The 19,266-nt window shown below is 31.4% G+C and carries 17 protein-coding genes, 10 tRNA genes, 1 rRNA gene and 1 other RNA gene; 26 read left to right on the forward strand and 3 right to left on the reverse strand.

From position 1 onward, the window contains the following. Positions 1-41 precede the first annotated feature (41 nt). The 14 genes from rrf to BN1075_RS00170 all read left to right on the forward strand — a co-directional run bounded on the left by rrf (position 42) and on the right by BN1075_RS00170 (position 7,391). Positions 42-159, forward strand: a 5S ribosomal RNA gene (gene rrf, locus BN1075_RS00105). Positions 160-163: 4 nt separating this feature from the next. After that, positions 164-240: transfer RNA gene (locus tag BN1075_RS00110), tRNA-Ile, on the forward strand. Between the two features lie 5 nt (positions 241-245). After that, positions 246-321 (forward strand) — tRNA-Ala (locus BN1075_RS00115). A gap of 119 nt (positions 322-440) precedes the next feature. Continuing rightward, positions 441-944: an HDIG domain-containing metalloprotein gene (locus BN1075_RS00120; RefSeq protein ID WP_040190984.1), complete on the forward strand. Its 504-nt coding sequence runs from the start codon at positions 441-443 to the stop codon at positions 942-944. 134 nt (positions 945-1,078) lie between these two features. Continuing rightward, a complete protein-coding gene (locus BN1075_RS00125; RefSeq protein WP_040190985.1) occupies positions 1,079-1,594 on the forward strand; it encodes a transcription repressor NadR in 516 nt (171 codons plus the stop codon). Positions 1,595-1,633: 39 nt separating this feature from the next. Next, positions 1,634-4,360 (forward strand): UPF0182 family protein, encoded by a 2,727-nt coding sequence (locus BN1075_RS00130; RefSeq protein WP_040190986.1) that lies wholly within the window; start codon positions 1,634-1,636, stop codon positions 4,358-4,360. 210 nt (positions 4,361-4,570) lie between these two features. Then, complete coding sequence (locus BN1075_RS00135) at positions 4,571-5,962, forward strand: NAD(P)/FAD-dependent oxidoreductase (RefSeq protein WP_040190987.1); 1,392 nt, start codon at positions 4,571-4,573, stop codon at positions 5,960-5,962. Between the two features lie 11 nt (positions 5,963-5,973). Continuing rightward, positions 5,974-6,207, forward strand: a complete 234-nt coding sequence (locus BN1075_RS00140) for a DUF1667 domain-containing protein (protein ID WP_040190988.1) — start codon at positions 5,974-5,976, stop codon at positions 6,205-6,207. Between the two features lie 231 nt (positions 6,208-6,438). Further along, positions 6,439-6,529, forward strand: a tRNA-Ser gene (locus tag BN1075_RS00145). 12 nt (positions 6,530-6,541) lie between these two features. Continuing rightward, positions 6,542-6,633, forward strand: a tRNA-Ser gene (locus tag BN1075_RS00150). Between the two features lie 70 nt (positions 6,634-6,703). After that, positions 6,704-6,794 (forward strand) — tRNA-Ser (locus tag BN1075_RS00155). Positions 6,795-6,809: 15 nt separating this feature from the next. Beyond that, a tRNA-Ser gene (locus BN1075_RS00160) sits at positions 6,810-6,900 on the forward strand. 69 nt (positions 6,901-6,969) lie between these two features. Further along, positions 6,970-7,060, forward strand: a tRNA-Ser gene (locus BN1075_RS00165). A 256-nt stretch (positions 7,061-7,316) separates the two neighbouring features. Continuing rightward, positions 7,317-7,391 (forward strand) — tRNA-Arg (locus BN1075_RS00170). A gap of 84 nt (positions 7,392-7,475) precedes the next feature. Here the strand turns inward: BN1075_RS00170 and BN1075_RS00175 are convergent. Together BN1075_RS00175 and BN1075_RS00180 are read right to left on the reverse strand one after the other, a co-directional pair. Then, positions 7,476-8,363, reverse strand: coding sequence for a phosphatidylserine decarboxylase (locus BN1075_RS00175; protein ID WP_040190989.1), 888 nt, complete (start codon positions 8,361-8,363; stop codon positions 7,476-7,478). Positions 8,364-8,493: 130 nt separating this feature from the next. After that, on the reverse strand, positions 8,494-9,882 hold the full coding sequence (locus tag BN1075_RS00180; RefSeq protein ID WP_040190991.1) for a pyruvate carboxylase subunit B: 1,389 nt from the start codon (positions 9,880-9,882) through the stop codon (positions 8,494-8,496). Between the two features lie 278 nt (positions 9,883-10,160). Between BN1075_RS00180 and BN1075_RS00185 the strand changes: the two genes are divergently transcribed. From BN1075_RS00185 to lgt, 4 genes are all read left to right on the forward strand, one after another. Further along, positions 10,161-10,237, forward strand: a tRNA-Arg gene (locus BN1075_RS00185). Positions 10,238-10,330: 93 nt separating this feature from the next. Continuing rightward, positions 10,331-10,786: a tRNA adenosine(34) deaminase TadA gene (gene tadA / locus BN1075_RS00190; RefSeq protein ID WP_040190992.1), complete on the forward strand. Its 456-nt coding sequence runs from the start codon at positions 10,331-10,333 to the stop codon at positions 10,784-10,786. Then, the gene (locus BN1075_RS00195; protein ID WP_040191002.1) at positions 10,779-11,012 is read left to right on the forward strand and encodes a (2Fe-2S)-binding protein; all 234 of its coding nucleotides are present in this window, start codon (positions 10,779-10,781) and stop codon (positions 11,010-11,012) included. Before tadA ends, BN1075_RS00195 begins: the two co-directional genes overlap by 8 nt. Positions 11,013-11,051: 39 nt before the next feature. Further along, positions 11,052-11,834, forward strand: a complete 783-nt coding sequence (gene lgt, locus BN1075_RS00200) for a prolipoprotein diacylglyceryl transferase (protein WP_040190993.1) — start codon at positions 11,052-11,054, stop codon at positions 11,832-11,834. A gap of 143 nt (positions 11,835-11,977) precedes the next feature. Here lgt and BN1075_RS00205 read toward each other — a convergent pair whose 3' ends face one another. Next, positions 11,978-12,679, reverse strand: coding sequence for a TIGR00266 family protein (locus BN1075_RS00205; protein WP_040190994.1), 702 nt, complete (start codon positions 12,677-12,679; stop codon positions 11,978-11,980). Between the two features lie 193 nt (positions 12,680-12,872). Here BN1075_RS00205 and BN1075_RS00210 point away from each other — a divergent pair. From BN1075_RS00210 to BN1075_RS00240, 8 genes are all read left to right on the forward strand, one after another. Beyond that, positions 12,873-12,962 (forward strand) — tRNA-Ser (locus BN1075_RS00210). Positions 12,963-12,964: 2 nt separating this feature from the next. Then, an RNA gene (gene ffs / locus BN1075_RS21035) (signal recognition particle sRNA large type) lies at positions 12,965-13,230 on the forward strand. Between the two features lie 292 nt (positions 13,231-13,522). After that, a complete protein-coding gene (gene dnaX / locus BN1075_RS00215; RefSeq protein WP_040190995.1) occupies positions 13,523-15,160 on the forward strand; it encodes a DNA polymerase III subunit gamma/tau in 1,638 nt (545 codons plus the stop codon). Positions 15,161-15,257: 97 nt separating this feature from the next. Beyond that, positions 15,258-15,593, forward strand: coding sequence for a YbaB/EbfC family nucleoid-associated protein (locus tag BN1075_RS00220; RefSeq protein WP_040190996.1), 336 nt, complete (start codon positions 15,258-15,260; stop codon positions 15,591-15,593). A 14-nt stretch (positions 15,594-15,607) separates the two neighbouring features. Beyond that, entirely contained in the window at positions 15,608-16,204 is a 597-nt protein-coding gene (gene recR, locus BN1075_RS00225) for a recombination mediator RecR (RefSeq protein WP_040190997.1), read from the forward strand. Positions 16,205-16,328: 124 nt separating this feature from the next. Next, positions 16,329-16,610 carry a DUF2508 family protein gene (locus BN1075_RS00230; RefSeq protein WP_040190998.1) on the forward strand — a complete coding sequence of 94 codons (282 nt, stop codon included), beginning with the start codon at positions 16,329-16,331 and terminating at the stop codon, positions 16,608-16,610. 127 nt (positions 16,611-16,737) lie between these two features. Next, on the forward strand, positions 16,738-16,992 hold the full coding sequence (locus tag BN1075_RS00235; RefSeq protein WP_040190999.1) for a pro-sigmaK processing inhibitor BofA family protein: 255 nt from the start codon (positions 16,738-16,740) through the stop codon (positions 16,990-16,992). Positions 16,993-17,057: 65 nt separating this feature from the next. Next, positions 17,058-18,752, forward strand: a complete 1,695-nt coding sequence (locus tag BN1075_RS00240; RefSeq protein WP_040191001.1) for a M3 family oligoendopeptidase — start codon at positions 17,058-17,060, stop codon at positions 18,750-18,752. Positions 18,753-19,266 lie beyond the last annotated feature (514 nt).

Consider the following 19,266-nt stretch of genomic DNA (forward strand, 5'->3'; position numbering starts at 1 on the left):
TGTGTAATTTTGAGAGAATATTTCTCTTATAACCAAGATAATCTGGTGATGATGCTCTTAATGGATACACCCGTTCCCATACCGAACACGAAGGTTAAGCATTAAGAGGCCGATAGTACTGCACGGGAAGCTGTGTGGGAGGGTAGGTGGTTGCCAGGTCTGAGGATCTTTAGCTCAGTTGGTTAGAGCAACCGGCTCATAACCGGTAGGTCCGGGGTTCGAGTCCCTGAAGGTCCACCATATTTGGGGGTATAGCTCAGTTGGGAGAGCACCTGCCTTGCACGCAGGGGGTCAAGAGTTCGAATCTCTTTATCTCCACCATTAAGACACTGTATTTGTTACAGTGTCTTTTTTTATGTAAAATAAAATCATTGTGATATAATTAAATTATAAGATAGGTAAGGATTAAAATATATAAGAATTTAAGAAGGATATATAATATGGGAAGAATTAATCAATTTTTCAAATGCATAACGGCAAGGCTTACAGATGAAGATAAAAATTTTATAAGTGAGTATTTAAGTGGAGACGAGTGCAAATTAATGTACAATCTTCCAGTTTATGATATAAAGCATTGTATTAATGTAGCAAGAGATATAAAGCTAAATGAATCAGAAAAAAGTATGGCTGCAATTGGGTTGGATTATAATGAAGTAATTAAATCAGCAATTTTGCACGATATAGGTAAATCATATAAACCGTTAAATCCTATTGATAAATCAATTTTAGTGTTATTAAGTAAATTTACTAAGGGAAAAATTAAAAAGTTTGAAGATAAAAGTAGAAAGATTTATATTTATTTTAATCATGGAAAAGAAGGATATGAAATGATTAAAGGGAATGATTATAGTGAGGAATTCTTAAAAATTATTAGAGATCATCATGATTATAGAACAACAAATAAATGGCTGGAAGTAATAAGAAAGTATGATGATAGAAATTAAAAACTAAAAATTTGAACTACAAATTAATTAAGTGTTAACCTATTTTAATATATATATAAGTTACATATATTTGTGTGATATACTATTATCTAAACAATTGCATTATTGTTCTTATAAATTTTATGGAGGAGAGTATGACAAGTATAGAAAGAAGAAATGAAATAAAAAAGCTATTAATAACATCTAAAGAACCGATAACGGGTCAAGAACTAGCTTTTACCTATGAAGTTACAAGACAGGTTATAGTAAGGGACATTGCAATTTTAAGAGCAGAGGGGATTGATATAATATCAACACCAAAGGGATATATGATACTTAAGGAAGATCATAAAAATATAAGAACTATAATTGCTGTTAACCATAACCGTGAGGAGATGGAGAATGAGTTAAAGATTATTGTTAAATATGGAGCTATCGTTGAAGATGTAATTGTTGAGCATGCTTTATATGGTGAAATTAGAGGTATGCTTATGCTAAAAAACATGTATGACGTAGAGAATTTTTGCAATAGTTTTAGAAATTACTCAGTAGAGCCACTTAGTGCACTTACTAATGGAGTACATTTACATACTATTGTTTGTGAAAATGAAGAAATGATTGAAAGCATAACAAAAGAATTAAGTAAAAAAGGGTTTTTAGTTGGTCATTAAAGGTTTAGATAATACTATAATTTAGGGGGAGTGAATAATTTGAAGAAGAAGGCTTTTGGAAGTATAGTTACAGTCTTGATATTACTATTATTAGTATGCTTTTCAAGTATAAATATAATAATAGATTATCAATGGTTTAAAGAATTAGGTTACCTTTCAATTTACTTTACAAAGATAGTAGCTATATTAAAACTTATGGTCCCAGCTTTTATAATTATATTTTTAGCATTAGCTTTATATTATAAGAGTTTGGCTCCAAATATTAAGAAGTTAAGTAAGGTAGTAGACATTGATAAAAGTGGTTATAAGAAGAAGTTTAAGATATTCTTGGCAATTGATGCTTTAATATCTTTAATATTTTCATTTGGTTTTGCGAGTATATATTGGTACAAGATATTAGAATTTACAAATTCAACAGAATTCGGAATTGTAGATCCATTATATCAAAAAGATTTATCATTCTTTATATTTAAGTTACCATTAATAGAATCATTATGCAGTAGCGCTTTTTCACTTTTAATATTATTAATAGCAGGCACTTTAATAGTATATCTTTTATTAACTGCAAAGGATAAGGTAAGTGGCTATGTAGATGGTGAGGGGCATGCAGCTCATGGATTTAAGGAGATAACTAGTGGATTAACTAAATTTGCAGGCAGACAACTTGCTATAATTACTTCTTTTGTAATGCTTTTAGTTTCATTAACATATATGATAAAGACTTGGGAATTATCATATTCTCCAAGAGGAGTTGTTTTCGGAGCAAGCTATACAGATGTTACAGTATCATTAAAGTTTTATAAAGTTATTGCTATAGTTGCTATAGTATTTGCTATTGTAGTATTCTTTAGTATAATACTTAAAAAGTTTAAACCTATAGTTTTCTGTGTAATTATTATTGGAGTGTTAATTGTTGGAGAAGGTGTTGCTTCAATACTAACTCAACAATTTATAGTTAACTCAAATGAAAAAACTTTAGAGGCACCTTATATTAATAAGCATATTGAATATACAAAATTAGCTTATAATATGGATGAAATTGAGGAAGAAAATTTCCAAATACAAAATAATTTAACTGCAGCAGATATTGAAAAAAATGATGATATTATATCTAATATAAAGGTTAATTCATATAGGCCTGCATTAGAGTTCTATAATCAATTCCAATATATTAGATACTATTATAATTTTAATGATGTAGATATTGATAGATACCTTATCGATGGAAATTATAATCAAGTGTTTATAGCTCCAAGAGAAATTGATTTTGATAAATTAGATGAAAATTCTATTTCATGGCAAAATAAGTATCTTTCTTATACTCATGGTTATGGGGTTGTAATGAGTAAGGTTAATTCAGTTACAAGTGAAGGACAACCTGATTTTGTTATGAGTAATATACCATTAGAAAATAAAACTGATATAGCATTAGACAATCCAAGAATATACTTTGGCGAAGGTACTAATCATTATAGCATTGTAAACACAAAGCTTGGAGAAATTGACTATCCTGTTGGTGGAGAGAATGTAACTAGCAATTATGATGGTGAAGCTGGAATTCCGATGAACCTATTCAATAGAGTAATGTTTGCGATAAAAGAACAAAATAGTAAATTCTTATTATCTCAAGATATAACAAATGAAAGTAAGATATTACTTCATAGAAATATAATGGAGAGAGTTAATAAAATTGCACCATTTCTAACTTATGATGAGGATCCATATATAGTGATCAGTGAAGGTAAATTATTTTGGATTATAGACGCATATACTACAAGTGATAAGTTTCCATTCGCACAGCCTGTAGGAGATATAAACTATGTTAGAAACTCTGTTAAGGTTGTAATAGATGCTTATAATGGAACAACAAACTTCTATATATCAGATGAATCAGATCCTATAGTTCAAACTTATGCTAAGATATTCCCTGATTTATTCACTGACTTAAGTACTTTATCAGATGATTTAAAGGCTCACTTTAGATATCCTCAAGATTTATTTGAGATTCAGTGTAAGGTATTAGAAAAATACCACGTTTCTGATCCTGGCGTATTTTATAATGGAGATGATGTTTGGTCTGTTGCTTCAGATTCAGGAAGTGTAGAAGGGGAAAACCAGCTTTCAGAATCATCTTATGTAACTATGAAGATTCCAGGGGAAGAGAGTGAAGAGATGGTTGTCCTTGAGTATTTTAATACTAAAGGAAGAGATAATATGGTAGGAATGTATGGGGTAAGAATGGACGGAGATAATTACGGAAAGATGTTCTTATATAAATTCCCTACTGGTGGAACTGTATATAGTCCGATGTTATTTAAACAGAAAATAAAACAAGATCCTGATATATCTAAGCAGCTATCACTTTGGGATACAAGTGGTTCTGAAGTACAGTTTGGAGAAGTTTTAATTATACCTATTGAAAATTCATTATTATATGTTGAGCCATTATATTTAAGAGCTTCTGGTGAGAATAGTATACCTGAAATGAAGAATGTAATAGTTGGATACGGAGATAGTATAGTTTTAGCTAATGACATTGGAACTGCTCTTGCTGAAATATTTAACTTTACTACGGAGGAGCAAGGAAAATCAGAAGGTGACACTACAACTCCTGAGCAAGGTGGAAATGTGGTTGATTCAAGCTTAATGGAAAAAGTAAAGGATGCCTATAATAGTGCAATTGAAGCTCAAAAGGCTGGAGATTGGGCTAAGTATGGCGAATATATAAATGAATTAGGAAATCTTATAAATAATTTAGGAAACTAAGAAATAACTTTAATAGAGAGCCACCTTTAATTTTTATTTAAATAAAGGTGGCTTTATATTTTATAACTTATTTAGATAGGTTATAATATAAAATGGAAACAATGCCTTATGCTTTGGCAGACAAGTACTGAGTTAAGTAAGTTTATGTGATCAAGCTAAAGGCCTGAATGTTAACTTATAAAAATATTACCTTTTAAGATGGAGGAGCTTATGGATTACGATGTTTTAGTTTTAGGTGGAGGCATTATAGGATGTGCAATTGCTTATGAGCTTTCAAAATATAATCTAAATATTTCAGTTATAGAAAAAGATTATGACATATGCAATGATATGCCATCAATTAATACTGAAAGTATATATGATGGTTTAGAGTGTTCAGATGAGGTATCATCAAAGCTTATTAGAAAAGGTAATTTGCTAATGGAAGAGTATGTGAATAGATTTAAGGTGCCATATAAACGTTGTGGTACTATATATATAGCAAGAGATGATTCAGAGGCTGAAAGAGTAGATGAGATGTATGAAAGAGCCCTGAATAAAAAAATAGATGAAGTTAAACTAATTATTGGCGATGAGATATTAAAATATGAACCCAATATAAAAGGTAAGGTTATTAAATCTTTGTATATACCTAATACAGGGGTTGTAGCTTCATATGACTTCGCATTGGCTTATGGTGAAATAGCTTTTGATAACGGAGTTAATTTTAAATTAGAAGAAGAAGTTAAATCAATAGAACATATTAGTAAGGGTTTTAAGATAAAAACTAATAAGAATAAATTTACGTCTAAAATAGTAATAGATACAACTAAGGATTTAAATCTTCAATTTGAAGATGGATATGTGCCTAAAGAAGATAGAGAAAAATATATGAAGTATATGGTGATGGACAAAAAGTATGATAGTCTATACTCTAATATTTTACTTAATGTAGGCGATAAAGAGAGAATATTTGTAAGACCTACTGTAAATAACGAAACTATGGCTTCATATAGCAGAAGGGAAAATATCGCATATGATGATGTTGTTAAAAAGGTTGAGCCATTAACAGGTCATATTAAGGAAAAAGATATAAAAATGGTTAGAGATTGGAGGTTTATAAATGAACCAGTAAATCTTCAAGGCGATATAATGGAAACTGGATACTTAAGCTTAAATGTAAATCACTATGCTATGGTAACAATGACACCAGCACTAGCTTTAAGTATTTCTCAAAAAGTTGTAGAAAAGTTAAATTGTAAGTTAAGAAAAGATTTTAATGATAAAAGAAGAGAGTATTTTAAGTTTAGAGAGTTATCTAATGAAGAGAGAAATAGCTTAATAAAAGTTGATAATAAATACGGAAATATTATATGCCAGTGTCAAAAGGTAACAGAGGGAGAAATTGTAGATGCTATAAGACGACCTTTAGGTGCAAGAACTGTTACAGGGGTAAAGAGAAGGACTGGAGCAGGTCATGGAAGCTGTGATGGATGTTATTGTAAAGATAAGATAGTAGAAATTTTAGCTAGAGAAATGGATAAAAGAATTATTGAAATTGTAAATAACTCTAAGGACTCAACAGTTTTATCTTCTAGGATAAAAGAGTTTGATACAATGTAGAGGGTGTTGAAATGAAAAATAAAGATATATTAACGACTGTAGTAAGGGTAAAAGGGTCTGATACACATAAGGTAGTTCCAGTTAAGAGTACAGGTCCTATTGATAAATCATTATGGCTTGAGTGTTCAAAATGTATAGGAAGAATATATGTTGGTGGACAAATCTCAAAAGGAGACATCATATGTAAAAATATATTGAATACGGGAGTAGATATAGTATGCACTAGAAGCATTATAAATTACTAAAATTAATTTATAGTAGAAACCTATATATTAAATATTAAGTAGAAGTGCTTAAAAGTGATTTATTATGTAAAGTTTAATAGTTAGTTTAAGTATTAAATTCGAGCAATATAGACATAATATAAGCGTAAAATTAATACAAAAGTTAAGATAATAGATAAAAAAATAAAAAAAGTTTTAAAATAGTGTTGACACTTAATAGTATTCTTGATAAAATAACTCTCGTAGGTAATTGGAGAGATGGTCGAGTTGGTTTAAGGCACCGGTCTTGAAAACCGGCGTACGTGTGAGCGTACCTAGGGTTCGAATCCCTATCTCTCCGCCATATTTTTAAATTGGAGAAATACTCAAGTGGCTGAAGAGGCGCCCCTGCTAAGGGCGTAGGTCGGGTTAACCGTCGCGAGGGTTCAAATCCCTCTTTCTCCGCCAATTTAAAAATAAAATTACTAAAAACTAAAGATAAGAAATCATTTATTGATTTCAAGTAACAAATTGTTACGGAGAGATGGTCGAGTTGGTTTAAGGCACCGGTCTTGAAAACCGGCGTACGTGTGAGCGTACCTAGGGTTCGAATCCCTATCTCTCCGCCATTTTTTTATCTTTTTGGAGAAATACTCAAGTGGCTGAAGAGGCGCCCCTGCTAAGGGCGTAGGTCGGGAAACCGTCGCGAGGGTTCAAATCCCTCTTTCTCCGCCATTAAAGATTAAAAATATAATAAACTAAAGATAAGAAATCATTTGCTGATTTCAAATAACAAATTGTTTTGGAGAGATGGTCGAGTTGGTTTAAGGCACCGGTCTTGAAAACCGGCGTACGTGTGAGCGTACCTAGGGTTCGAATCCCTATCTCTCCGCCATAAAAGATGAGAAAGAGATAATTATTAAGAGATTAATAATTATCTCTTTTAGCTTATCAGGAATAGCAAACTAAATAATTGCCCGGGAAAAGGTAAATTAAGTAAAATGAGGTTACATAAATTTATTATGGAATGGATTTAAAGAGAATTCTTAATTTAAACTATAATGAACAATGTTATAAAGAATATATTGAAATTATTATTGTAATTAATGGAGTTATGTGTTATTATATAATAGTTATTTAAAGTAACATATGGGGCGTTAGTTAAATGGATATAACATACGGCTACGGACCGTACATTGCGGGTTCGATTCCTACACGCCCTGCCATATTAAATCACTGCATTTTGCAGTGATTTTTTTTATAAAAAAAAACTTCATCATTTATAATAGATGAAGTTAGTTTTTAAGAGGTTAAAGTCTTACTCCGATTTTTTCACCAAGTTTTACTGAGGTTTCAATTCCAAGTATACTTTGAGTTTTAATATCTTTATCTAAAGTAATAATGCCTTCTTTTAGTAGAAGGATTACTGTAGAACCACCAAATTTAAAGTAGCCTTTTTCAGAGCCTTTAGTAACCTTAATGTCAGGTTGATAGGTTTGGACTATGGATCCAACAAAAGTTGCACCAACCTCAACATATATAATATCATCAAAATTATCACTTTTTAAAATGCTGTATTCACGTTTATTTTCAGTAAATACTTTATCTATGTTTTTTAAGGCAACAGGATTTACTGAATAATATCGCCCATTAATATGAGAGCTACAAGTACAGATTCCTGAATCAATAAAATGAAATCTATGATAATCAGTAGGACAAAGCCTAAATATTAAGCAAGTTCCATTTTTATAGAGTTTGCTAAGGGATTTATCCTGAATTAAATCATCAAGGGTATATTTAAAGCCCTTTACCCTGAAACTTGAGTTAGAATCCATATGTTCAATAGCTAGAAGCTTACCGTCGCAAGGTGATATAAATTCACTTTTATTATTATTTATTACACGGCTTTTAGGTGATAACTCTCTATAGAAAAAATCATTAAAGGATTTAAAATCTTTAATATCCTTTTCGTATTCAGTCATATCAATATTAAATTTTTTTACGAATTTTTTTATATATATTCTACTTAACTTAAGATTACAAAATTTGCCATAAAAGTCAGTTAGTACTTTTTTACTTGCTAGTTTAGGCAGAAGGTTATTACCGATAGGGTTACTATATATTAAAGAGATTGCTCCCTTACCTGCAACATTTTCTTCTTCATATTGTTTTGTTTGGCGGTTATAATATTTAACCATAGAATCATCTCCAACTCACTATTTAAATTATAAAATATATTATATCAGAAGATTTGAGGTTGGAGAGATTTTATATAAAAAAACTCACAAAGTTAAAATTAAACTTTGTGAGTTTTAAATTAAGTTATTGTTATATTACTTCGCTATTAGTAAGCTTTCTCATATCATCATTTGATGGTTTTTCACTTCTCTTTTTAAAGAAATCTTCAGCTATTTGTGGGAATGCTAGGTAAGATAATACATCTTCTTCACTAGTAGTAATATCTTTTAACGCTTCCTTAGTTTTAACGAAAGCAGGTTCTAATGAAGAAGCAAATCTTCCTTTGATTGGCTCGTCTTTTCCTAGAGCTTTTTTCATAACTTCTGCATCGATTTCGCCAGGAGCTTTACCGTATTCTCCTCTACAGTAAGCTTTAACTTCTTTAAGAACCATTTTATATCTCTCACCAGTTAATACGTTAACTGTAGCTTGAGTTCCAACCATTTGGCTAATTGGAGTTACTAGTGGAGGATATCCTAGATCTTTTCTTACTCTAGGAACTTCATTAAGAACTGCATCTAATTTATCGATAGAGTTCTGAGCTTTAAGCTGAGAAATCATGTTAGATAACATTCCTCCAGGAATTTGGTTCTTTAATCCTTCAGGCTGAGGAGTCAATACCTTTGGATCCATAACTCCACTTTCTATAAATCTCTCTCTAACAGGCTTAAAGAAGTTATTTATATGTGTTACCTTATCTATATCTAAGTTTGTTGTAAATCCAGCAGCTTCTAAAGCATGATACATTGTTTCAGTAGGTGGTTGAGCAGTACCGCTTGAGAATGAAGATATAGCTGTATCGATTCCATCTACACCAGCCTCAGCAGCCTTTAAGTATGCCATTTCAGCTATACCGTTTGTGCTGTGTGAGTGTAAGAAAACAGGAATTTTAACTGTTTCTTTTATGTTTTTAACTATATCGTAAGCTAAAGATGGCATTATAAGCCCAGCCATGTCTTTTATACAGATAGAATCTGCGCCCATGTTTTCTAATTGCTTAGCTAAGTTAGCATAGTTTTTAACATCGTGAATTGGACTTACTGTATATATGATAGTTCCTTGTGCATGAGCACCTTGCTTTTTAGTCTCGTCCATAGCAACTTCTATGTTTTGGAAGTCGTTTAAAGCATCAAATATTCTTAATATATCCATTCCGTGATATACAGACATTTTAATAAACTCTCTAACAACGTCATCAGGATAGTGTTTATATCCAAGTATGTTTTGTCCTCTTAGTAGCATTTGAAGAGGAGTTTTAGTTACTATTTTCTTTATGTTCTTAAGTCTTTCCCATGGATCTTCATTTAAATATCTTAAACATGAGTCAAATGTAGCACCACCCCAGCATTCTAAAGAATGGTATCCTGCATTATCAAGATCTTGAAGAATTGGTGCAAAGTCTTCAAAAGGAAGTCTTGTAGCTATAAGAGATTGGTTAGCATCTCTTAAGATGGTTTCAGTTATATTAATTTTTTTCATCTCTTTCAATCACCTCTGAATTTTTTATTGCAAAAACATAATATACTAGTATTTTAACATAGTTTAAAATAAAAATCTGCAATTCATCAGTTATTTTTCTGACAAATCATCAAGATTGTATACAATTATAATACCATATACTTCGATAATTCTAAATAAAAATTTATAGAATAAACAAATTAAGTATATGTACTTGAGAAAAATAAATACAGAATTTTGTTTTAATTATATTGTTGACGTAAATTGGATATATTATTATAATAATAGGTGAAGAATATGCGCTCGTAGCTCAGCAGGATAGAGCATCCCCCTCCTAAGGGGAAGGCCGGAGGTTCGACTCCTCTCGCGCGCACCAACTTAGTAAGGCTTTGCTTTACTAAGTTTTTTTTATATAATAATTTATATATTGATTATAATTAATATATATAAATTCATGAGGGAGTCCACTATGGAAGATTCATTTCTAAGAAAAGCTATTGAAGAAGCTATGAAGGCAAAATCATTGGATGAGGTACCAGTGGGAGCAGTAATAGTGAAAAATAATGAAATAATAGCATCGGGATACAACTTAAAAGAGTCTATAAATGATCCAACAGCTCATGCAGAAATTATAGCAATAAGAGAAGCTGCAAAGGTTTTGGGGAGCTGGAGACTCAATGGGTGTGAGATGTATGTAACATTAGAGCCATGTACCATGTGTGCTGGCGCTATTGTCCAAAGCAGAATAAGCAAATTATATATAGGAACATATGACCCTAGGGCAGGGGGATGTGGAACTGTATTTAACATAACGCAAAGCGAGCATTTAAATCACTGGGTTGATGTTAAGTGGTTGTATAATGAAGAGTGCAGTGAATTACTGCAGGAGTTTTTTTATGAGAAAAGGAGAAATAAAGATGGATAATAAATCTAAAGAGGAACAATTAAGAGAATTGGTGTTAGATAAAATGACAAAGGTATGTCCTTGCAAGGTAGTAACAAGAGCTGCAATAAAAAAGGCTATAGCTGATGGGGCCACTACAGTAGAAGAAGTGAGCAAAAAAACAGGGGCGTGTACTGGAAGCTGCAAGGGAGCAAGATGTAAAAGTAAAGTTAACGAATTAATAAAAGAATACAAAGAAAGTAAATAGTGAGTTATAATATTAAGATAAAGAAAGTGAGGGGAGATTATGAATTCAGTGGCATTTAGTTTATTTGGTATAGATATAATGTGGTACGGAATTATTATTTGTTCAGGGACATTATTAGCTCTATTATTAAGCAGCTATACATGTAAAGTAAAAGGTATAGATTATGATGATGTATTAACTATATTCTTAATAACGTTTCCGATTGCAATTGTAGGTGCGAGACTTTATTATGTTATCTTTGAGTTTGGTCAGTATAAAGATAACTTATGGGAAATGTTCAATATTAGAAATGGTGGATTAGCTATCCATGGTGCACTAATTGCAACAGTAATAACAGTGTACTTTGCAACTAAGTGGAAAAATATTAAGTTTTTAAAAGCATTAGATATGACTGCTCCATGTGTAATATTAGCTCAAGCTATAGGAAGATGGGGGAATTTCTTTAATCAGGAAGCTCATGGGGGACCAGTTACAGAAGCATTTATTAGTAAGTTTCCAGAATTTATTCAGCAGGGTATGCTCATTAATGGAACATATTATCATCCAACCTTTTTATATGAATCAATTTGGAACTTAGTTGTGTTTGCAATACTATTCTATATGCTTCATAAAGTAAAAGAAGATGGGGTAGTATTCTTAACTTATGTAGGATTATATTCTATAGGAAGATTTTTCATTGAAGGGCTTAGAACAGATAGCCTTATGATAATGGGGTTAAGAACAGCTCAGCTTATAAGTGTAGCAGGAGTGGTTATCTGGTTAGTAGGTTTATTTGTTATTTACAGAAAAAAGCGAAATAAAAATACTATTAACTATTTATAAAAAATAAAAAGGAAACTCCTTTTCATATTCATTCAAAGGAGTAAGTTCATATTAACCAAATGATAGATTTGGATATTGACTTAAGGAAAGCCATAAGAATTTAAAAGTATATTTATACTTTTATAAGCTTATGGCTTTTAATTTTAATGATCTCTCATGTTTGTGTTAGCTGTAGCAAAGTACATTGATAATTTGCCTGCTAAATTTTGAAGTGGCATAGTCTGTAAATAAACTTTTCCAGGTCCAGTTAGAGTTGTCAGGAATAATCCCTCACCACCAAAGAAGATATTTTTTAGTCCTTTAACCATTTCAATATCAAAGGCAACAGTAGGGTCAAAAGCTGCAACGTGGCCGGTATCAACTTTTAATCTCTCACCAGGAGCTAAAGTTAATTCTTCTACATAACCGTCAAATTCTAAGAGAACAGTTCCAGGACCAGTGATTCTTTGAAGAATAAAACCTTCACCACCGAAGAAGCCACTAGATAGTTTTTTTCGGAAATGAATATTAAGGCTAACAGAGTCTTCAGCTGCTATGAAAGCGCCTTTTTGACATATTATTGACTCATTATGACTTAACTCTTTAGCCATAATCTTACCAGGTACGGAACAAGGAAAAGCTATTTTACCCATTCCGTTTGCTGATGTGAAAGTATTTAAGAATAAGCTTTCTCCAGAAAGGGATCTTCCTATACTTTTAAATAGTCCACCTCTCATGTTTGTATCCATAATTATATTATCGCTCATCCAGCCCATGGCACCAGATTCCGAAACTAGTTTCTGACCATTTTGAAGATAGCAGATTGCAACGGGCATAGAGCCACCTTTAATTTCATAGTTTAACATAACAAATTCCTCCATGTATTTTAAGTTTTATATTAAATTTATTAAAATTTTTCATAATGTATACATAAAATTATACTATAAACACATATATAAGGTATAAAAGATTTTATATTTCTTAGTATTGAAGTAGATAATTATTTATGTTAGAATGTAGAAGTATCAGATTTAATAATAATTTGATTGCTTAGTATATGGAGAGGTGTCCGAGCGGCTTAAGGAGCACGCCTGGAAAGCGTGTATAGGGGAAACTCTATCAGGGGTTCAAATCCCCTCTTCTCCGCCATGTCGTACTAGATGGGGAGTCAGCGGTGCCCTGTAACCTGCAATCCGCTATAGCAGGATTGAATTCCTTGCTTAGGTTTTAATCTGTATGGTCTGGCCTATTTAAGTGGCGTTGAGAATTGGGCCCCACGCAATGAAAACTCATGAACCTCGTCAGGTCTGGAAGGAAGCAGCGATAAGTGAGACCTTTCATGTGCCGTGGGTCAACCTGGTTTGAGTTAACTGGATAGGTAACGCGTATAGATTAATTATCAAAGCAAGGTGTACGGCTTTATTTAATTAATAAGATAAAGATGTTTAGGCATCTTTTTTTTTATATTTTTTTATTAATCAAAATGATAATTATTAAAAATTAATAACTTTAATTTATTAAAATAATTAATTTAATGATATAATTTATATAGATTAAAGAAATAACTAAAAGTCTAGAGTTTAATCAGGTTTTAGGGTTAAAATTTATTTGTAGGCTATAAAGGAACTTTGCAGGTGATTACTTCACAGTGAAAAGTAAAAAATATATAATATAACGTATAAATTATAAGGGATAAGGAGTGAGGCTACATGGGGTATAAAGCGCTTTATAGGGAGTGGAGACCTAAATCTTTTAGTGATGTAGTTGGTCAATCACATATAACGTCCACATTAAAAAATGCAATTAAAAGCGATAGGATAGCTCATGCATACCTGCTATGTGGTACAAGAGGAACGGGAAAGACTTCTACAGCTAAAATTCTTGCTAAGGCAGTTAACTGCCTTAATCCAATTGAGGGAGAGCCTTGCAATGAATGTGAAATGTGTTTAAGTATTAATCAAGGAACTGCAATAGATGTAACAGAACTTGATGCAGCTTCACATAACAGTGTTGATAATATTAGAGATATAATAGATGATGTTCAATATCCACCACAAAGAGCAAAATATAAGGTGTTTATCATCGATGAGGTTCATATGCTTTCTATTGGAGCAGTAAATGCTTTTCTTAAGACACTAGAAGAGCCGCCTAGCAGGGTAATATTTATTCTTGCAACTACTGATCCACAAAAGCTTCCGATTACTATATTATCTAGATGTCAAAGATTTGATTTCAAAAGAATAAGTAGTGAAAATGTATTTTTGAGATTAAAAACAATAACTGAGGCATTAAACGTCGATATAGAAGATGAGAGTTTAAAATTGTTAGCTAGAATGTGTGATGGAGCAATGAGAGACGCATTATCTATACTAGACCAAGCAATTTCTATAAACAATAAGGTTACTTATGAAGATTTAATCGATATGCTTGGGATAACAACTAATGATAGTATGGTTTCAATTGTAGATAATATTATAGGTAGAGATACTGAAGGTTGTATAAGAATAGTTAACAAACTTATAGCTGATGGTAAAGATGTAAGTCTATTAATAAGGGAACTTATAACTCATATGAGAAATCTACTTATGGTTACTGTTAGTAATAATTTAGAAGATGTTCTCGATATGTCTATAGAAAATATTGAGAGTTTGAGGATACAAAGCAGTAAAATTAGAGTTGAAGAGATAATGAGATGTATAAGTATACTCCAAGAAGCTGAAGATTCATCTAAGGGGACCAAACAGGCTAGAATATATTTAGAGCTTGCTATAATAAAAATGTGTAAAATTAAATATGACACGTCTGTAGAAACTGTCCTTGCAAGATTAAATAAGCTTGAGGAGAAAATTGCATCTGGAAACATTACTATACAAGGTGCAACTCAGGAAATTAAAAGTATTGGTAATGCAGGCAACAAAGCTTCAAACATATCGAATGAAAGAACATTATCGCATGTTACCAGACCATCGGTTCAAACTGATTTTGAACCTAACAAAGATAGCAAATTGAATACAGATATGGTAAGAAAGTCTTTTAAAGATATATTAGCTATGCTTAAGCAAAGAAATAACATGGTTTTAGCAAGTGCACTTATGATGGGGAAAATCGAAAACTTTAATAATGGAGTAGTAACCATAGCATTTTCTAAGCAATATAATTTTCATAAGATGAGATTAGAAAAGGATGAACAAAGAAGAATTGTTAATGAAGCTTTTTCAGAGGTTTTAAGAGACCGTGTTATTGTCTCTTATGAAATTGAGAGCAGTGGAGCTGAAAAGGATGTTGATAAGGAAAAGTTAATATCAAATATGTTTCCAAGTGGTATAGTTGAAGTATGTGATGAATAAAAATTTTTTTATTTTAATAAGGTAAGTATTACATTATAATATATTATATATGTTAATCATAATTATAATGAATATATAATTTTAGGAGGATATTAGAATGGCAAGAGGCGGATTCCCAGGAATGGGCGGAAATATGAACATGATGAAGCAGGTACAGAAGCTTCAAAAACAAATGGAGGATGCTCAAAGAGCATTAGAGGCTAAAGAATTTGAGGCATCAGTTGGTGGTGGAGCTGTAACTGTTACAGTAACAGGGAAGAAAGTATTAACTAAGGTTTCAATTAAACCAGAAGTTGTTGATGAAGATGACGTTGAAATGTTAGAAGACTTAGTTTTAACTGCTGTAAATGAAGCTTTAAAGAAGGCAGAGGATGAAACGAATGCATCTATGGGTAAACTAACTGGTGGACTTAACATACCAGGATTGTTTTAATTGAGGTGAATAACTTGGATTTTTATCCTATAGCTATAGAAAAATTAATAGAAGAGTTTGGAAAACTTCCTGGTATAGGAAGTAAGACTGCACAAAGACTTACTCTTCATGTTTTAAATTTACCTAAGGAAGAAGTTGAAGAGTTTGCAAATGCTCTTATAAAAGCGAGAGGGACTATAAAGTATTGTTCAGTGTGTGGTAACTTTACAGATAGTGATCCTTGTGCAATATGTTCTAATCCTAATAGGGATAAAAGCACTATATGTGTAATTGAGCAGCCAAAGGACATTATGACTATCGAAAAGGTTAGAGAATTCAATGGGGTATACCATGTACTTCACGGAACGATATCTCCAATGCAGGGAAGAGGGCCAGATGATATAAAGCTTAGAGAGTTAGTAACTAGAATAAATAGCGAATTAAAAGAAGTTATTGTTGCTACAAACCCTAATATTGAAGGAGAAGCAACAGCAATGTATATATCAAAGATTTTAAAGCCTTTTGGTGTTAAGGTAACAAGAATAGCTCATGGAATACCAGTTGGCGGAGATTTAGAATATGCAGATGAGGTTACTTTATCTAAGGCAATTGAAGGCAGAAAAGAGATTTAAATTATTAAGTAGATGGATTTATTTAAGTTCATCTGCTTTTTTTATTTAAAAAAACATATAGCTTGTATAAATTAATCAATTGATGTCAAAAATTTCAATATAAATTATATTGGAGGTATGCTATATGGATAGAAGAAAAATAATTGAGATGATAAAAAGTAATAAACATTATTCAAAAGATGAAAAAGAAATCATATCAGGAATTGAAGAGGCAATGCTTGAAATAGAAGTAGCTAAAAATGCTTTTGATAATGTTAGTGATAAAAACTTAATAGATATATGTATACATAAAGAAGATGAGGCAAAGTCTAAATATACATTTTACTTATCACAAGCTAAAGCTAAAAATATAAGGGTAGTTGGAGATTCAATTGTGGAGCATCTAGAGTATTACTCAAAGTGGTAAATGAATGATAATATTCCAGTAATATACTATACGGTATATATGGGTTATAATATATACATATAAATAGTATTTCTATAATATCTATAGATTGAATATATTGTAGAGAGTAAATTAGGGAGGGATTTAAATGAGTAATATTGTTTATTTTATAATAGCTGTGCTTGCTATATTTATTGTTGGAAAAATATTTGCATGGCCATTTAAAATATTATTAAATCTAATTATTAATGGAATAATGGGAGGAGTACTATTATTTTTAATTAATTTAGTAGGATCAAAATTTGGGCTAATTATACCTATTAATGCAATTACAGCTCTTATAGCAGGTTTTTTAGGAATACCGGGGGTACTTTTCTTAGTTATAGTTAATTACTTGAGATAGATAAAATGTAATATATTTACAGAATGCACCTTAAATGATAAAATGTTCATGGAGGTGCATATATTATGGGATTTAATGATTTTTCTTATGTAAGACCTAATTATGATGAGGTTAAGGCAAAGTTAATATTTCTGATTGACAAATTAAGCACAGATGATTTAATTGAGGAAGTTAAGGAGACTATTAATCAAATTAATGTTGTTAGAAACAATGTTGTAACAATGGGAACTTTAGCAAGTATAAGAAATAGTATAAACACTGAAGATGAGTTTTATGATAAGGAAAGAGAGTACTGGGATGAGTATGAACCGCTATATAATGAGGTATATACACTATTCTATAAAGCGCTTGTATCAAATAAATTTAGAAGTGAATTGGAAAAAGACTTTGGAAAGCAATTCTTTAGTATTGCAGAGTATAACCTAAAAGCATTTGCACCAGAGATTATTGAAGATCTGCAATTAGAAAACAAACTAGTTTCGGAATATAATAAGCTTATTGCTTCAGCAAAGATAATGTTTGAGGGGGAAGAGCGAAATCTATCAGGGCTAACACCTTTTGTTTTATCCGAGGATAGGGATATGAGAAGAAGTGCTAGTGAAGCTATGTTTGGCTTTTTTGTTAAAAATGAACATATTATTGATAGAATATATGATGATATGGTGAAGGTAAGGACAAAGATGGCTAAGAAGCTTGGTTTTGATAACTTTGTTCAGCTTGGCTATGTAAGGATGTTGAGAACAGATTATAATGCCGAAATGGTAAGTAATTTCAGGAATCAGGTAAAAGAATATATAGTACCTGTAGCTAACAAACTATATGAAAGACAAAGAGAAAGATTGGGTTTAGATAAGCTTAGCTATTATGATGAAAAGTTTGAGTTTCTATCAGGTAATGCAAAACCAAAAGGGGAATCGGCTTGGATAGTTGAGAATGGTATAAAAATGTACTCAGAATTGTCTCCAGAAACAAAAGAGTTCTTTGAGTTCATGATCTCAAATGATCTATTAGATCTAGTAACTAAGAAGGGTAAGCAAGCAGGCGGGTATTGTACATATATACCTGACTATAAATCACCATTTATTTTTTCAAACTTTAATGGTACATCCGGAGATGTAGATGTATTAACACATGAAGCTGGACATGCATTCCAATGTTACAGAAGCAGATGGATTACAATACCTGAATGTAACTTCCCTACTTATGAAAGCTGTGAGATACATTCAATGAGTATGGAATTCTTTACTTGGCCTTGGATGAATCTATTTTTTAAAGAAGAGGAATCTAAGTATAAATATACTCACTTGGGTGCTGCAATTAAATTTATACCATATGGTGTTACAGTAGATGAGTTCCAGCATTTTGTATATGAAAATCCAGAAGCTACACCAGCAGAAAGAAAAACAGCATGGAGAGAAATAGAAAGAAAGTACCTTCCACATAAAGATTACAGTGAGTGTGAGTTTTTAGAAAGAGGTGGATGGTGGTTTAAGCAAGGACATATATTTAGTAGTCCTTTCTATTATATAGATTATACATTAGCTCAAATCTGTGCTCTTCAATTCTGGAAAAAGGATCAGGAAAACCACCAAGAAGCTTGGAGTGATTATTTAAGGCTTTGTCAAGTTGGAGGAACTAAATCGTTTAGGGAGTTAGTAGAGTATGCAAACTTGATATCTCCATTTAAAGATGGATGTGTTAGTTCTGTTATAGATGTTATAGATAATTACTTAAAGAATGTAAATGACAAAGAGTTATAATTTAGTTCAAAGTTTAAAATAGAAGCTTAAGACATATCAATTATTTAGAATATATGATTAGGAGACAAGATATTATCAGGTATCTTGTCCCTTTTATATACTACTTCTCCTAGTGTATCAATATATGAAAAATGGAGATTAATGATGAAAAATAAAGTATATGAGGTATATTTATCGATAACTTTGGTAAATATAGAATTGTTGTGGTCTAAACGATGATAGAATAAATCTTGTCGCTGAGAGATGTGGCAAAACAAAAACAACAAACTTGAAATAACTTATTAAAAAGTTTTAAAAAAGTTGTTGACAGATGCGAAAGCCTCTGGTAAAATAGTAAAAGTCGTCGGAAGTAAACGACGAAGAAAAAGAATTGGTCTTTGAAAATTAAACAGAGAAATAAAGGTAAAACCAGTTAATTTCGATAGAGATAATCTATCAATAAATGACTTTAACAAGTCAGCGAAACAATTAGAGCGCAGCTCAAACTTTTTAAATTGAGAGTTTGATCCTGGCT

Source organism: Clostridium culturomicium (genome assembly GCF_000821305.1).
GTDB classification, from domain to species: domain Bacteria; phylum Bacillota; class Clostridia; order Clostridiales; family Clostridiaceae; genus Clostridium_J; species Clostridium_J culturomicium.

What these genes read in the sequence shown, in the direction of transcription:
- BN1075_RS00125 (WP_040190985.1), top strand. Translation starts at nt 1,079, where the DNA reads ATGACAAGTATAGAAAGAAGAAATGAAATAAAAAAGCTATTAATAACA.
- BN1075_RS00240 (WP_040191001.1), top strand. Translation starts at nt 17,058, where the DNA reads ATGGGATTTAATGATTTTTCTTATGTAAGACCTAATTATGATGAGGTT.
- BN1075_RS00195 (WP_040191002.1), top strand. Translation starts at nt 10,779, where the DNA reads ATGGATAATAAATCTAAAGAGGAACAATTAAGAGAATTGGTGTTAGAT.
- BN1075_RS00135 (WP_040190987.1), top strand. Translation starts at nt 4,571, where the DNA reads ATGGATTACGATGTTTTAGTTTTAGGTGGAGGCATTATAGGATGTGCA.
- BN1075_RS00205 (WP_040190994.1), bottom strand. Translation starts at nt 12,679, where the DNA reads ATGTTAAACTATGAAATTAAAGGTGGCTCTATGCCCGTTGCAATCTGC.
- dnaX (WP_040190995.1), top strand. Translation starts at nt 13,523, where the DNA reads ATGGGGTATAAAGCGCTTTATAGGGAGTGGAGACCTAAATCTTTTAGT.
- tadA (WP_040190992.1), top strand. Translation starts at nt 10,331, where the DNA reads ATGGAAGATTCATTTCTAAGAAAAGCTATTGAAGAAGCTATGAAGGCA.
- BN1075_RS00175 (WP_040190989.1), bottom strand. Translation starts at nt 8,363, where the DNA reads ATGGTTAAATATTATAACCGCCAAACAAAACAATATGAAGAAGAAAAT.
- BN1075_RS00140 (WP_040190988.1), top strand. Translation starts at nt 5,974, where the DNA reads ATGAAAAATAAAGATATATTAACGACTGTAGTAAGGGTAAAAGGGTCT.
- BN1075_RS00230 (WP_040190998.1), top strand. Translation starts at nt 16,329, where the DNA reads ATGGATAGAAGAAAAATAATTGAGATGATAAAAAGTAATAAACATTAT.
- lgt (WP_040190993.1), top strand. Translation starts at nt 11,052, where the DNA reads ATGAATTCAGTGGCATTTAGTTTATTTGGTATAGATATAATGTGGTAC.
- BN1075_RS00120 (WP_040190984.1), top strand. Translation starts at nt 441, where the DNA reads ATGGGAAGAATTAATCAATTTTTCAAATGCATAACGGCAAGGCTTACA.
- BN1075_RS00220 (WP_040190996.1), top strand. Translation starts at nt 15,258, where the DNA reads ATGGCAAGAGGCGGATTCCCAGGAATGGGCGGAAATATGAACATGATG.
- BN1075_RS00180 (WP_040190991.1), bottom strand. Translation starts at nt 9,882, where the DNA reads ATGAAAAAAATTAATATAACTGAAACCATCTTAAGAGATGCTAACCAA.
- BN1075_RS00235 (WP_040190999.1), top strand. Translation starts at nt 16,738, where the DNA reads ATGAGTAATATTGTTTATTTTATAATAGCTGTGCTTGCTATATTTATT.